Below are 15079 nucleotides of genomic sequence, written 5' to 3'. Positions count from 1 at the left end.
TTACACCTCTCTGTGCGTGTTATCTATTTGCGGAAGGACTTTACAGTATCCATAAATTCTTTTACGCGCCCCTCGTCTGTAAGATTTTCAAATTTTCCGTCTTCCTTAAAAGTTGTTCCAACAACCGCCCCGTCTGCAATCTGAAGAAGCCCTTCAATCGTATCCACACGACAACCAGTATTCGCAAAAACAGGTGTCTCCGGAACTGCCGATTTTGCCCGCTTCAAGGTATCCGGATTTGTCGCAGAACCTGCGGTCGCACCAGATACGCAAAGCACATCCGGACGGCAGTTAAATACCGTCGTCTTCGCAATAGATTCAATAGACCTGTCCGTCAGATACTGTGCTGCTTCCGGTACAATATTAAACATAAGTTTTACATTTTCAGCGCCGATTTCCCGTTGGTGACGCACCGTCTCACCGCAGTTCGTATTCCACAACCCGAAATCACTCGCATAAACCCCGGTAAAAATCTCACGTATAAACTTTGCGTCTGTCGCCACTGCCAGGTCAAGAGATGCAACCGGATCCCACAGGCAGTTCACCCCATACGGTATTTCAATTTCTTCCTTCAGTTCTCCAATAATCCGTGCCATGCAGGCAACCGTCTCTGTTTTTACTTTTGTGAGATAGGGAAGACTGAATTCATTGCTAAACATTACAGCATCCACACCGCCTCTCTGCAGTGCAAGCAAATCATGTCTTGCTTTATCAAGAATCTCTTTCATTCCTTTGGACTTATCATAATAGGGATCCCCCGGCATTGCCTGCAGATGACACATTGCAACAATCGGTTTTTCTGTTCCAAATACTTCTTTAATCCACTTCATTGTAATATCCTCCATCCTTTTAAAGTTTGTGCATAATATCCTTATTGCGCTCATAAAGCTGCGCAAACATTTCCTTATATTTCTGATACTTACGAAAATTTTCCATATCCGGTTTAATCACATGCCGTATTTGGACAAGACGTTTTATCGCCTCCGGTCCTTCTATCGTTTCCACGGCCAGACCAGCCATCAGGGCATCCCCATAAGAAGCGCCTATCGTTATTTCCGGAACCTGCTGGGTAATCCCGCAGATATCACTGACAATTTGCAGCCACAAAAGAGATTTTGTTCCCCCTCCCACTGCTGTCACACAATCAGCCGGTATTCCTGCATCTGCAAAAAGCTGCATATTCTGTGCAATCCCATAACCAATTCCTTCAAGAGCTGCATGTATAACATGCCCTCTGGTATGGCGCAGATTCAGTCCAAAAATCATACCTTTTGCTTTTGGATCCTGCAAGGGCATCCTTTCTCCTTGAAAATAAGGGAGCACAATCAGTCCCTCGCTGCCCGCCGGTATTTCCTCAGCTTCCCTGAAAAGCGCTGTGTAGGCATTTTCACCGCCAGCTTCCTCCTTCTTTACCAGATCCAAAGCCATTTCATCCCGCAACCACCTGGTAAGCGAACCTGTCGTTGCCATTCCCGCAGTATAACAGTGCAGCCAGTCAATGGTATAATCGCAGTGCCATAACTTCGTATGATCCGTTTTCTTCTCTGTCACCCCGATAAAGAAAGCGGTAGACCCATACATAAGCATCGTATCCCCCTGCTGTACCACACCAGCACTTACCGCCTCCGCACCGGCATCCGTTGTACCGCAGATAACAGCAGTACCTTCCGCCAGCCCTGTTTCTTCTGCCGCCTGCCGGGTAACCGTTCCAATAACAGAATAGGTGCTCTCGGCAATCTGCGGCAGTATTTCCCGGGGACAGATTAAATCACAGAATCTTCCCCACTGCATTGTCTTCGCATCCAGCATAGGCAGCGCACTGCTGACAGAATATTTATCCACAAAATACTTTCCGGTAAGCCGCGCTGTCAGAAAGCCAGATGCAAAAGTAATATGCTTTGTTCTTGCAAAAATTTCCGGTTCGTTTTCTTTTACCCACAAAATCTTCGGTCCAAAATGCTCTACTGTACAGAGTGTTCCAAATTCCTCTTCCATGCGCTCACGCCCGATTATTCTATTGATTTCTTCTGTCTGCTTCACACATCTTGTGTCAATGCCATATAATATGGCGTTGCGCAAAGGCTCACAGTTTTCATCCACAAATGTAACCGCCGCCATAATCGTACTGATTCCCACTGCCGCAATTTCTTCCGCATTTCCCCGGACCTGTCCGAGAAGACTGCAAATTACTTTTCTGAAATCCTCCATCCAGTCTTTCATCGGGTCATGCTCCGCAAATCCCGGCTGCATGGAAATCACGCCATGCTTTACGGCTGCAGTCGCCAGAACCTTTCCTGTCAAATTCGTAAGCGTTCCTTTCGATTCCGAGGTTCCCACGTCAAATCCAAGTAAATACTTTTTCAACACATCTCCTCCTTATGCCTTATGCAGACCGCGTTTCTGGCGGATATAAGCTGTGAAAAAATTAATACTCAGCACCGCAATCAGGAGCAATCCCCAGGTAAATTCTTTAAAATAACTGCTCAAATGCATCATATTAAAGCCCGATGACAAAAATTGCAGCGACAGCAGAGAAAGCACCATACAGGAGATTTTTGCGGTTCCCCCATCCGGATTCGTTGCCCCAAGCACACTGCAGAGAATCGCCTGCATAACATAAGTAGATGCATAATCCGCCTTTGCGGTGTCCGTTCTCATCAGAATTGCAAGACCACAGATTGCACTGACGATGCCGGAATACAGGTATGCCTTAATGTATATTCTTTTAATATTCATTCCGGTAAAATGACTGGTCTTTGGATTTGCACCCACCATTTTTACTTCAAAGCCAAACCGCGTCCTATATAGCAAAACTGCTGTTACTGCAAACACCACTATCAACAGCCACATAGTATACGGAATTCCCAGAAGAGTGGCTGAACCAAAATAAACAAATTGCTCCGGCGTTCCCGAAACGCTCTTTCCCTGTGTTACAATAATGGAAATTCCTTTGATAAAGGTCTGTGAAGCCATCGTTGCCAGCATTGGCGGCACATTCAGATTCGCAATTACAAAACCATTTATGAATCCAAACAAAGCCCCCACTGCCAACGATGCCAGAACAGCCAATATCACACAACCGAACAAAACTCCGCCGGTTACTTCGTTCTCCGCCGCCGGATGCAGAATCAGTGCCGCGCTGATTGCCGCCAGGTTCCCGGTGGAAACTACTGACAAATCGATCCCGCCCGAAAGCATCGCCATCATCATGGCAAGCGAATACAATCCAAGTTCCGGAAGCTGGAAGCACATAGAAGTCAGGTTACTGGCTCTCAGAAATTTTTCATTCATGGAAACCATAATCACAAAAATCAGAACTGTAATGACAGTCATTTTCATAACATCCCGGTCTGCACCAGACCAGAAACTCTTTTCCTTTTTCATACCTGCGCCTCCTTTTTCCGCAGTTTTCCTCTGCGTCCCTTTCTCTGATAAGACTGTGAAATCAGCCCCACAAAAATAATTATACCGGTCACAAAGTCCTGATAATACGAAGGAACGCCAATCATAATCAGATTATTGGAAATAAACTGCAAAAGCAGAACCCCCAGCAATGTACCAATAACAGTACCCTTTGCCTGTTGTGCGGCGCCCCGCCCCAGCACAACAGCTGCAATCCCGTTTAACTCCTGTCCCACCAGGTCCGTCGGCATCGGCAGCGAGCAGCGTCCAAGACTATTATGTACTACCCCGCCAATCCCGCAAATCACTCCTACAATCACGAAAGCAGAAAAACGGATATGTGAAACAGATATGCCTGCACGCTTTGCTGCATCCGCATCACCACCTATAGCATACAGCTTTCTTCCAAAACAGGTGTGTTCCAGTACAATATGTAAAGCAAGATACATTGCAAGCGTCAGAAGAATTGCCGCCGGGAGCTGACTTTCTACCCCGCTTGCATATTTCGCAGTCGCCAGATAGGTAGAGCCAAAGCCTACTGCCGCCGTTGGCAGCGTATAAATATATGATGAGCCAATAAATGCCAGAACCGCTCCTTTCAAAAATGTCTGCATACCAAGCGTCGCGATAAAAGACTGCATTTTCATCCGGTCAATCAGGACCCAGTTTACAAGCTGAAGCGCTACACTAACTGCTATGGACATAAGAAAGATAACAATCAGCGGCACATCCATATAACCGTATGATGTCAAGAAATACATCGTTGCATAGGAGCCAAAAGCACCTATCACGCAAAATGACATGTCCAGCTCTCCAAGTATCATCACTACCATAATCGCCAGCGCAAAAATTGCCGGAACAGCGCAGGTTCTCGCCAGCGAATATAAGCTTGCTGCAGACAAAATGTCCGGGTTAATCACACCAAAAATCAGAATTGCAGCCGCCAGCAGAAAGAACAGGGCAAACTGACTGCTTTTCCATATTTTCTTCATCCTTCTTCCTCCTTCTCATTCTGCCGCCAGTAATTCCAGTTCATCCATCGTTGTATCTCTGATATCAAGTTCTTTTGAAATCCTGCCTTCCTTCATAATCAGGACGCGATTGCAGGTCTGCATAATTTCATACATATCGTTAGATACCACTATCACTGCCACGCCCTTCTCTCTTGCAAGGTCACGTATGATTTTATGAATATCGCTTTTGGCGCCCACATCCACCCCTACTGTCGGACAATTCAGAATCAGAATATCCGGTTCGGAAGCCAGCCATTTCATTAGTACGATTTTCTGCTGATTCCCACCTGACAGAGAACTTGCCGGATTTTTCGGAACCATACCGGCAACATTCATGGAACTCAGAACTTCCCGTTGTTTCTTTTTCAATGCTTTCATTCTCAGAAGTCCGCATTTTCCTGCATAGTTCCGTACGATCCGGGCAATCACATTATCCGCAATGCTCTGCTCCAGGTATAGTCCCTCTGTCAGACGGTCCTCCGGCACATAGGCAATATTATTCTTCAGTGCATCATCCACCCTTCGGAAAACACCTGTATTTTTGCCAGAAACATCAATATTTCCGCCCGTTGCCTGCCGCAATCCGAACAGCGTTTCCGCAAGTTCCGTTCGGCCGCAGCCCAGCAACCCTGTAATGCCAAGCACTTCTCCTTTATAAAGAGACAGGCTAATATCCTCAAAAGCTCCATCTAATGTCAGCGCATTCAGCTTCAAAGCCGGAACCGAATCCCGTTTTACATAAACATGTGTCTCACTTGTAAATTTTTTGCCGGTCATATAACGAACCATATCTTCTCTGGGCATCTTTCCATCGCCTTTTTCCGACTGAAACACATTTTTCCCATTTCTCATAATGGTATAACTATCGCATATTTCTGAAATTTCATCCAGTTTATGGCTCACAAACAGAACAGATACCCCTTCCTGCTGAAGTCTGCGTACAATTTCAAACAGCCTCTCTACTTCTCTGTTCGTCAGTGCTGTAGTAGGTTCATCCATAATCAGCAGTCTTGCATTCTGCACGATTGCACGGCATATCGCCACCATCTGCTTCTGTGCTACATTCAGCTTCGACACATAAGTATCCGGATCAATCTCAAACTGAACGCGCTGAAGAATTTCCACCGCTTTTTCCCGGATTTTTTTCCACCGTACGATCGTCCTGCCTTCCGCCACCGTAGCGTACATCATTATATTTTCCGCAATCGTCATATTGGGAAACAGCGAAAAATCCTGATAAATTACCTGCACCCCTTCTGCGATAGATTCCGCCGGAGTAATTTTCTTATATAACTTATCATTGATATACAATTCTCCACTGTCAAACGGATGGAATCCCGAAATCACTTTAATCATTGTGGATTTTCCGCATCCGTTTTCACCAATCAGACAGCGTATTTCCCCTTCGTTAATTTCAAAGTTCATCCCGTCCAGCGCCATTGCGCCGTAAAAGGATTTATACATATTATTAATCCGGACGATATTTTTCAAATTTCCACCACCCCCGCCGCAATAGCCAAAAAACAAAAGACGGGACCGTACAGTACAGCCCCGTCAATTTCCGCATGTAATCAGCCGTCTGTCAAAAATCGTAATCACCCATGTTGTCTGTTGTTACGTCTACCCATGCCTCTCCATAAATAATATTATCCTTTACCGTGCATGCTTCATAGCCATCCACGCCAAGATTAATACCATCTTCAATGGTTTCCCCATCCAGAACTTTTACTGCCAGCGCACACATTGCCTCTCCCGCATCAGCCGGGTCCCAGAAAGTAAATGTCTTTATAGTTCCACTATTCAGATAATCCTTTGCCTGTGAAACCAGACAGGTACCGGTTACTGCAATTTCCCCTGATTTACCGGCTTCCTCGACCGCCATTGCAATTCCCGGAGGATTATTTGTATCGCAGCCAATAAATCCGCCAATTTCCGGATAAGCAGCTATTACCTCTTTTGCAGCATTGTAGGATGCCTCCTGGCTGGAGCCTTCAACCGGGTCGCATACCTGATACATGTCCGGGTACATTTCTTCCTGGCGCTTAATTGCTCCTTCCGTCCACTGCTGATGTGAAGAGGCAGTCAGTGTTCCCATCATAATAACATATCCGCCTTCGCTACCCATCTGCTCTGCCAGCAAATCCATCATATGCGCGCCATACTCTTCATTTACAAACGCTTCCAGATCATAGTCTGTATTTTCAAGCCCTTCCGCTTCATGCGAAATCACGACAATATCGTTATCCAGTGCTTTTGCCAGCGTAGTTTCCACTGCAGACGGGTCAGAAGGGATTACTGTAATTGCATCGACCCCTGATGCAATTGCATCTTCAATACTGGAAATCTGCACCGCTACGTCTGCATCTCCGGTTGGTCCCGACTGATATACCTCATTTCCTGTCGCTTCTGTAAATCTTTCATTTCCCACCTGCATTCTGTCCCACCAGGAAATACCGATGCACTTCGGGGTATTTGCAATTGTATAACCCTCTGCCATCGCCGTCATTGCGCTGCCTGCAAAAATTGCCGTTGCTGCTGAAGCAGCCATAACCATTGCCATTTTCTTCTTCATGTACTTTGCCTCCTTTTCTTATCTGACACGTTTTATTTTCATGTCTTTTTACTTGTTTTCGTGTTCCTTTTCCCTTGATATTGGTAATTATAACTTGCTTTTCCTTTCTTGTCAATGTATTTTTTTGTGTTTTTGTTTATTTTTATTTTCTCTTTTACTTTGTGCACTTTTATGGTATAATCTGTCATAATAGATAGAACGGCCTTTCAAAACGCTGACAGCACCAGAATAAGGCATGCGTACGTGAATAATTCCAAATAATCCACGGAGGAATCAGTATGTTTCAAATCGAACGCCAAAAGCACATTCAGGAGTATATTAACAAAACCCAGAAAGCCAATACTACCGAACTGGCAAAAATTTTTAACGTTTCGAAAGTTACCATCCGTCGTGACATCGAAATGCTGGCTGCCGAGGGACTGGTTGTAAAAACCCACGGCGGCGCTGTCGCTGTTACGGAGGGACTCCATGAAATCCCTTATGCCCGTAAAGCAGAGCATAACCAGGCAGCAAAAAAAAGCATCGGCATCGCCGCTGCTAATTACATCAAGGATGGAGACATTATCATTCTGGATTCCGGTTCCACCACACTGGAAATTGCCAAAAATATTACCCAGAAAAATATTACAGTCGTAACGGATGATATTAAAATAGCTATGGAACTATCCGGCAGAGAAAATGTAACAGTGATTGTCTGCGGTGGTACTCTGAGTGACCCCGTTTATACTCTGACAGGAAACATCGCAGTTGATTTTTTTTCCCGTCTCCATGTAAACAAGACCTTTCTCGGATGTGACGCGGTAGATTTGGATTTTGGCATTTCAAACCGCACCTATGGAGAGGTAGATATTAAATCTGCCATGATTCGCGCAGCAGATGAAATTATTATGGTAACAGATAACAGTAAACTGGATAAAAAAGTATTTTGCTATTTATGTGATATTTCCGCAATAGACAAGCTTATCATTAACCAGATTGACGAGCGTAACCGGCGCGGTTTCTCCGAAAAAGGTGTAGAAATTATTACGACCGGACAGCCCTGAAGCTGTCCGGTCAGACTGTAGACATCGTCCCGGTGAAAGCCGGGCGTTTCTATATCCATAACCATTATTCTAATATAATAAAAATATCAGAAGGAAGGTATTGAGCCACCGTTGCCATATAAAAAAACAATAATCAAGGGTATGTTCCTTTACATTCAGACATCTTTTTGCAGCATCAGATTAAGGATGGTCTCATCTGTTTCCTTCATCCCCACTCTTCCCACATATCCCATACTTTTTATTGTGCCTTCCACGTCGCTGCGCACCAGACCTTCGCCCGGCTGAAAACAGCGGTTTTCTCTTTCCAGCGAATATGCCAGAATTGCCGCATCCACCGCTGAGGCAATCTTTGCCGCACAGGAGGATTTTGCGCCGTCACAGACCACTCCGCCCATATTTGCGATGGTATTTGTGATGGTCCTGCACACCGCGTCGTAATCACCCCCATGCATCCAGGTAATTGCCGCGCCTGCACCGCACGCCGCACTAACGGCACCGCAGTAAGCCGAAAGGCTGCCGATATATTTTTTCTGATGAATCGCAACCAGATTGCTGACAACCAGCGCCCGGTACATTTTCTCTCTGGAAACCTTCCATTCTTTCGCGTATTCAATAACCGGAAGCGAACAGGTCATGCCCTGGTTGCCGCTGCCGGAATTAATAATCACCGGCATGGAACAGCCGTTCATTCTGGCATCCGAGCCAGCCGCCGCTCTGGCTCTGGCACGTTCCTTAACATCCCCGCCATATGCTTTCAGAATCGTTCTTCCTACCTGCGCGCCATAAGGATGCTTCAGACCTTCATCCGAAATTTCCGTATTCATATCTACCTGTCTGCCGATAACTTCCTCTATGTCTTCCATGCTCACGCTGTCCGCAAACTCCAGAATTTTCTCTATACTCAGCAAATCCCGCTTTTCCGTTTTTTCCTCTGGCGTTCCGCCTGTCTTTGCAGCTTCAAAAAGCGTCTGCCCATCCTTCCGGACAAGAACAATATTGGTATGACTGTCCTCTATCACCACAAGACTGCTGTGCTCCTTCCCCTGCAGCTCTGCACGGATATAGAGATTTGCCGCACCCTTTTGCAGATGACAGGTGCAGAAATCCCCCTCCAGAAGCTCTTTCGTCAATTTCCGGTGTTCGTCTGTCACGCCCTCCAGAACCTCCAGTTTTTTGTGCGCATCTCCGCCCACCGCCCCCAGAATCGCAGCCGTTTCGATTCCTTTTAATCCCCCGGAATTCGGAACAGTAACGCTTTTCACATTTTTCACGATATTTCCGCTGCAGAAAATATCCATATGCACCGGAAATTCTCCCAGCACTTCTTCTGCGTAAGCCGATGCATAAGCAATCGCAATCGGCTCCGTGCAGCCAAGTGCCGGAACCAGCTCCTCATGCAGTATCTCCAGATACGTCTGGTAGCATTTCGCATCCAAATTATCTCACCTGTCCTTTTACCGTTTACGGCAGATTCTTCCCCGCCGACATATACAGCTCATACCACTCATCTCTCGTCAGCTCAACCCCGGCTGCTTCTGCCGTATCGCGTACTCTCTGAAGCTTCGTGCTCCCGACAATCGCCTGTATGCCAGCCGGATGGCGCAGAATCCAGGCAATCGCAATCGCATTTACACTCACCTGATACTTATCCGCCAGACGGTTTAACACATCATTCAGTTCCGGGAATCTGGGACTTCCGATAAAGGTTCCCTCAAACATCCCATACTGGAACGGCGACCATGCCTGCAGCGTTATTTTTTTCAGACGGCAGTATTCTATCACACTGCCGTCTCTGCTGCATCCGGCATCATTGCCGACATTCACATTAAATCCGGCATCAATCGTCGGGCAGTGAGCTACAGAATACTGAATCTGGTTTACACAAATCTGATTGTCACACGCGCTGTTCAGCAGCTCAATCTGCATCGGATTGTGATTGCTGACACCAAACGCTTTTACCTTGCCCTCTCTTTTCAAAATTTCGAACGCTTCCGCAACCTCCTCCGGCTGCATCAGTGCATCCGGTCTGTGCAGCAGCAGCAAATCAACATACTCCGTTTTCAGACGTTTTAAGCTGCCGTTTACCGATTCCAGAATATGCTCTTTTGAAAAATCATAGCTGGTTCCCGGATGGATTGCACATTTTGTCTGAATTACCAGCTTTTCTCTCAGTTCCGGCGTTAAAGCATCCCCAAAAAGCTCTTCCGCCCTGCCGCCTCCATAAATATCCGCATGGTCAAAAAAATTAATTCCGCATTCCAGAGCTCCTTCTATCAGGGTTCTTACCGCTTTTTCATTTTCCAGCTCCGGAATCCGCATACACCCCAGACCGATTCTGGAAACCTCCGGCACCTCCGGACTGATTTTAAACATTTTCATCTTTTTTCTTCTCCTTTATCCACTGATTTATTTTTATAAGTGCCTTAACGTAAACAACTACCGCTGTTTTCAGATTTTCTATGGACTGTGCCTCATCCGCGCTGTGGCATCCGCCGTGTCCTTCCGGCAGTTCCAATGTAGAAAAATCCTGCTCCATTCCCGGACCAAAAGCCACTGCATTCGGAATTTTCCTCGCATAGGTTCCGCCGCCCATCACAAATGGTTCTCCCTTTTTTCCGGTTTCTTCTTCCCATGCATGCATCAGCACCTGCACAAACGGATGCGTCTTTTCCATGTAATACGGAGCATCGTCCTCTATGCTCACTGTTCTGAATCCTGCTTTTTCCGCTTTACGCAAAAGCACCGGCAGAAATTCTTCTGTTTTTACAGTCACCGGATACCGGATATCTATTTTCAGATATAATCTTCCTTCTCTGATTCCCACAATCCCCGGATTGCAGGTCAGTCTTCCGGAAATATCGTCTTCGCAGGCAATCTGAACTGCCTCTCCGTATCCGTCTGCCGCCAGCATTTCCAGAAAGTGTATCAGCGCTGCCGTTCTTCCCGACAGATTTCGTCTGCTTATCTTTTCCATCAGAGGCTTCAGTGCATTCTCCGTTCCTTCCGGAAAGGCTGCATGTCCTCCGATTCCCTTTGCCTGCAGATGTTCTCTTTTTCCGTCCGTCAATATTTCCGCTTCTGCAAAAGCCGGAACACTGTTGCACACCGTTCCGGCTGACAGTGACAGAATCTCCTCCGTTTTCTGTACTGCCTCCAGTTCAATCCGCAGCGTTCCTTTCTCTCCGCAGCAGACCGGAAACGCACAGTCTGCCACAAACGAATATGCCGGAGCGCCATAGTTCTCCAGATAATATGCGACATCCTTCATGCCGCATTCCTCCTGACAGCCCAGCACCTGCCGTACCCGGATTGCGTCCAGAAGCCCTTTTTCCCGGCAGTAGCAGAGCGCATAAAAAGCCGCTATCGCCGGTCCTTTATTATCCTGTACGCCGCGTCCAATCAGATACCCGTTTTTTCTGACACCGGCAAACGGCGGATATGTCCACCCTTCTCCCGCCGGCACAACATCAAGATGACTGAAAATACCGATAACCGTATCTCCTTCTCCCGCTTCCAGAATCAGACAATAGCCGTCTGCATCTTCCTGGCGGATATGCTCCCGCCGCGCTATTTCCTGCATTTTTTCCAGTGCCAGACGACATCCGGCTCCAAACGGCGCCCCTGCAGCTCCCGTTTCCTGCGCGGATGCAACTCCCGGAATCTGCACGAGCGCGCATACATCCTCACAAAGCTGATTTTCCCTTGCGTTTATCCAGTTCCTCAGCGTCGTCTCCGGCGCTCCGTTTTCCGCCGCTCTCATCCCCGTCTTCCTCCTTCAAGCTGCAGTATTTCTTTGGCGTCATTCCGGTTTCCTGCTTAAACACCCGGATAAACCTCGACACATCATTATAGCCGACCAGCAGAGCTGTTTCCGTCACAGAGCAGGTGCCCTTTTCCAAAAGCTCTTTGGCATGCTCAATTCTCACCTGCTGCAGATACGTGGAAAAATTAATGCCCTTCTTTTCCGCAAAAATATGACTCAGATAGTCCGGATTCATATACAGAACATGCTCTGCCAGATCCTTTACCGTCACATTTTCAAAATAATGCTGCTCTGCATAATCTGTCATCCGCTTCACAATTTCCGTATGCGATTCTTCTTTTTCGTTTCTCTTCAGCCTGCAGATTTCACCGGCAACTCTGCACAGATAATCCCGGATTTCTTCCGGAGACCGGAATTTCAGGATCCCCGCCGACATCCCTGCCAGCCCGTAATCTTCTTTTTCAATGCCGATTTCCTGCTGGCAGGACAGCAAAATATGATAATATACCTGCTCCAGACAGCTTATCTTAATACGCCCCGCCTGCTTAATTTCCTGGAAGGCTTCTTCTATCACGCTGCACGCCGTTTTTTCCCTGCCCTTTGCAAGTGCGCTCCGAAGCTGCTCTTCTTTTTCCGCACGCAGATAATATTCCGCTGCTGTATCCGGCTCAGCTGTTTCGGCAAAAAGCAGCGTTTCTTCCGTATACACCTTTGTTTTCAAAGCATTCAGTGCTTCCTGATAAGCATCATGCACCTCATTTTCGCTCCGGTGTATCCTGCTGACGCCCATATAGACCTTATCCTCTTCCCGGCTGATACGGCTGCGTATCTTTCTCAGCAAAAATACATTTTCCTGCTCTGCCGTAAACAGAAGAATCCAGAAATCCGTTTTCAGCTCCAGAAAACGCGCTCTGGTCCAGAAGGAACTCCCATATATTTTTTCAATCTCCGCCAGAAATTCTTCCTTCTCCGGCCGCCCGCGTTCAAAATATACCGCAACAATCTGCCAGGACGGAAATATTTTCCGGAACATACTCCGTTCTACAAAGCCTGTTGTATTTTCTTCCCGGATTCCCGCCGCCAGAAGTCTTGTAACCATATCCTTTCCGGTAATCAGCGCTTCCCCGCGCTCCTTTTTATGACGCTGCATAAATTTATCCAGACAATTCTCCAGTGCTTCATCACTGACAGGTTTCAGCAGATAATCGGATACTCCGTACTGAATCGCTTTCTGCGCATACGCAAATTCCGAATATGCGCTCAGAATAACCACCTGCGTTTTTTGTCCGAGCTGCCGGATGTTTTCCAGCAGCTCAAGTCCATCCATTCCCGGCATCCGTATATCTGTTATAACAAGCTCCGGCTGCTCCTGCCTGTACAATCCGAAGCCCTCTTTTCCGTTAGAAGCCTCCAGAATCTGAAAATCACCTGCTGTATCGTACTGTCGGATTTTTCTCACAAGCGCTTCCCTGGCATACAATTCGTCCTCCACTACAAGAAGCTTCAAATCTGTTCCCTCCCTGTCAGCCCCTGTGGTCACTCCTCTGCACAATCAGCCCTTTACGGAACCCGCTGTCAGTCCCTTTACAATATATTTCTGCCCCATACAATAAACAATCAGCATCGGCAGCATAGCCAGCAGATACGCCGTAAATGCCATCGTATAATCAAAGGAATATTCTGTCTTAAAATTATACTGAAACAGCGGCAGCGTCCAGATTGACTGTGAGCGGTTCAGAATCAGCAGCGGCAGCATAAAATCATTCCATATCCACAAAACATCCATGATCAGAATCGTGGAAATCATTGGCTTTACCAGCGGCAGCACAATCCTTACATAGGTCTGGAAAACACTGCATCCGTCCATCTGCGCCGACTCCTCAATTTCATAAGGAAGTCCCCGGATATAATTTACAAAAAGAAATACACCCTGTGTCAGGCTGAATGCCGCATACAAAATAATCAGTCCCTGATGATTCAGCAGATTCAGGTTTGACATCATCTTTGTCACCGGAAGTAAAATAACCTGCGAGGGAATAAACAGTCCCATCAGCAGATAATAATACACCGCTTTGTAATACCGTCTCTCAAAGTTCCGCGCGATTGCGTAAGATACCGACGGAACAAAAATCAAAATCAGCGCAACAGACGTTACTGTTATTATAATGGAGTTTTTAAGATAAATCCAGTAGTTACTGTTTGTAAATAGTTCCAGGTAATTCTGAAAGTTAATGCTTTTGGGCAGCGCGAAAAAGTTTGCACTGGCCTCCTCAAGAGGTTTGAAAGAATTTATAACTACCAGCCAGAGAGGGAATAATATCATTACCAGCCCTGCCAGCAATAGCAGATTTCTGAGCCAGTACCAGATACGTCCGTCTTTTTTCTGTCTCATTCGCGCACCCCTCCTTTACTTGTCAGCTTCAGCTGTGTAAGCGAGAAAAAAGCCACAATTACAAATAATATGCAGGATTCCGCGTTCGCCACCGAGAACCGCATGTTTTTAAATGCATCATTATATATCAGAATACCAATTACTTCTGTCGAGCGGACAGGTCCGCCGCCCGTCATCGCAAACGGGAAGTCAAAAGAAGTAAAGCCCTGTTTAATTGTCAGCACAAGATTGACGGTCACTGTCGGCAGCAGATACGGCATCGTAATATAGCGAAACCGCTGAAATGCCGTTGCCCCGTCTATTTTGGCGGATTCATACTGCTCATCCGGAATCTGCTGTAGTCCGGCAATAAAAATAACGGTCGGAAGAGCAACTGCCTGCCAGATTTGCACAATCACAACTGCAGGCAGTGCTGTTTCCGTCGACATCAGGGGGCTGTTAGACAGCCACCCGATGCCAAGTGCTTTTCCAATCACCGGAACTACCCGGTAATATATCTGGTCCCAGATTAGTGAAATGGTAATCCCGCCAATCATAGCCGGCACAAAATAAATAGATTTTATCAGTGTCTTGAACCGCTTCAGCGAATTCAGCGAAAGCGCCAGCAAAAGCGAAAGCCCTATCACGCCTATGACCAGAAGAACGCTGTAGATTACCGTCGTTTTCACTGAATTCCAGAAATAAGGATTCTTCATCAGATTCACATAATTTTTCCAGCCAACAAAATCATATGTCTTAGAAACTCCATCCCAGTTTGTAAAGCTGTAGCGGACACCGTTTACCACTGATACTACATAAAAAAATGTATACAATGCTACCGGAATAATTGTAAACAGAAAAAATGTCACTCTTCCGGACAGCCGTTTCTTTCCTGCTCTTGTTCCACTTTTCATA

At 46.5% G+C, this 15079-nt stretch carries 13 protein-coding genes; 1 reads left to right on the top strand and 12 read right to left on the bottom strand.

The window, feature by feature from the left end; all coding sequences use genetic code 11:
• Positions 1-23 precede the first annotated feature (23 nt).
• From NQ534_RS11595 to NQ534_RS11570, 6 genes are all read right to left on the bottom strand, one after another.
• Positions 24-830: a BtpA/SgcQ family protein gene (locus NQ534_RS11595; protein WP_040781236.1), complete on the bottom strand. Its 807-nt coding sequence runs from the start codon at positions 828-830 to the stop codon at positions 24-26.
• A gap of 19 nt (positions 831-849) precedes the next feature.
• Positions 850-2364, bottom strand: coding sequence for an FGGY-family carbohydrate kinase (locus NQ534_RS11590; RefSeq protein ID WP_040781234.1), 1515 nt, complete (start codon positions 2362-2364; stop codon positions 850-852).
• 12 nt (positions 2365-2376) lie between these two features.
• The gene (locus NQ534_RS11585; RefSeq protein WP_006859891.1) at positions 2377-3384 is read right to left on the bottom strand and encodes an ABC transporter permease; all 1008 of its coding nucleotides are present in this window, start codon (positions 3382-3384) and stop codon (positions 2377-2379) included.
• Entirely contained in the window at positions 3381-4394 is a 1014-nt protein-coding gene (locus tag NQ534_RS11580) for an ABC transporter permease (RefSeq protein ID WP_006859890.1), read from the bottom strand. The genes NQ534_RS11585 and NQ534_RS11580 overlap by 4 nt, the downstream gene beginning before the upstream one ends.
• 15 nt (positions 4395-4409) lie before the next feature.
• Positions 4410-5906 carry a sugar ABC transporter ATP-binding protein gene (locus NQ534_RS11575; protein ID WP_040781231.1) on the bottom strand — a complete coding sequence of 499 codons (1497 nt, stop codon included), beginning with the start codon at positions 5904-5906 and terminating at the stop codon, positions 4410-4412.
• A 91-nt stretch (positions 5907-5997) separates the two neighbouring features.
• On the bottom strand, positions 5998-6987 hold the full coding sequence (locus NQ534_RS11570) for an autoinducer 2 ABC transporter substrate-binding protein (RefSeq protein WP_006859888.1): 990 nt from the start codon (positions 6985-6987) through the stop codon (positions 5998-6000).
• Positions 6988-7265: 278 nt separating this feature from the next.
• Between NQ534_RS11570 and NQ534_RS11565 the strand changes: the two genes are divergently transcribed.
• Positions 7266-8030, top strand: coding sequence for a DeoR/GlpR family DNA-binding transcription regulator (locus tag NQ534_RS11565; RefSeq protein WP_006859886.1), 765 nt, complete (start codon positions 7266-7268; stop codon positions 8028-8030).
• A gap of 155 nt (positions 8031-8185) precedes the next feature.
• Here the strand turns inward: NQ534_RS11565 and NQ534_RS11560 are convergent, their stop codons facing one another.
• The 6 genes from NQ534_RS11560 to NQ534_RS11535 are packed head-to-tail and all read right to left on the bottom strand — an operon-like array spanning position 8186 to position 15078.
• A complete protein-coding gene (locus NQ534_RS11560; protein ID WP_006859885.1) occupies positions 8186-9466 on the bottom strand; it encodes an L-cysteine desulfidase family protein in 1281 nt (426 codons plus the stop codon).
• Between the two features lie 25 nt (positions 9467-9491).
• Positions 9492-10409, bottom strand: a complete 918-nt coding sequence (locus tag NQ534_RS11555; RefSeq protein ID WP_006859884.1) for an aldo/keto reductase — start codon at positions 10407-10409, stop codon at positions 9492-9494.
• Positions 10396-11790 carry a M20/M25/M40 family metallo-hydrolase gene (locus tag NQ534_RS11550; RefSeq protein ID WP_074679980.1) on the bottom strand — a complete coding sequence of 465 codons (1395 nt, stop codon included), beginning with the start codon at positions 11788-11790 and terminating at the stop codon, positions 10396-10398. Before NQ534_RS11550 ends, NQ534_RS11555 begins: the two co-directional genes overlap by 14 nt.
• Entirely contained in the window at positions 11714-13300 is a 1587-nt protein-coding gene (locus NQ534_RS11545) for a response regulator (RefSeq protein ID WP_040781228.1), read from the bottom strand. The genes NQ534_RS11550 and NQ534_RS11545 overlap by 77 nt, the downstream gene beginning before the upstream one ends.
• Positions 13301-13345: 45 nt before the next feature.
• Entirely contained in the window at positions 13346-14185 is an 840-nt protein-coding gene (locus NQ534_RS11540; RefSeq protein WP_006859881.1) for a carbohydrate ABC transporter permease, read from the bottom strand.
• On the bottom strand, positions 14182-15078 hold the full coding sequence (locus NQ534_RS11535) for a carbohydrate ABC transporter permease (RefSeq protein WP_006859880.1): 897 nt from the start codon (positions 15076-15078) through the stop codon (positions 14182-14184). Before NQ534_RS11535 ends, NQ534_RS11540 begins: the two co-directional genes overlap by 4 nt.
• Position 15079 lies beyond the last annotated feature (1 nt).

This window comes from Marvinbryantia formatexigens DSM 14469, assembly GCF_025148285.1.
Classification (GTDB): domain Bacteria; phylum Bacillota; class Clostridia; order Lachnospirales; family Lachnospiraceae; genus Marvinbryantia; species Marvinbryantia formatexigens.
The sequence above is the reverse complement of the archived record's forward strand: the minus strand, read 5'-3'. Positions and strand labels throughout refer to the sequence as shown.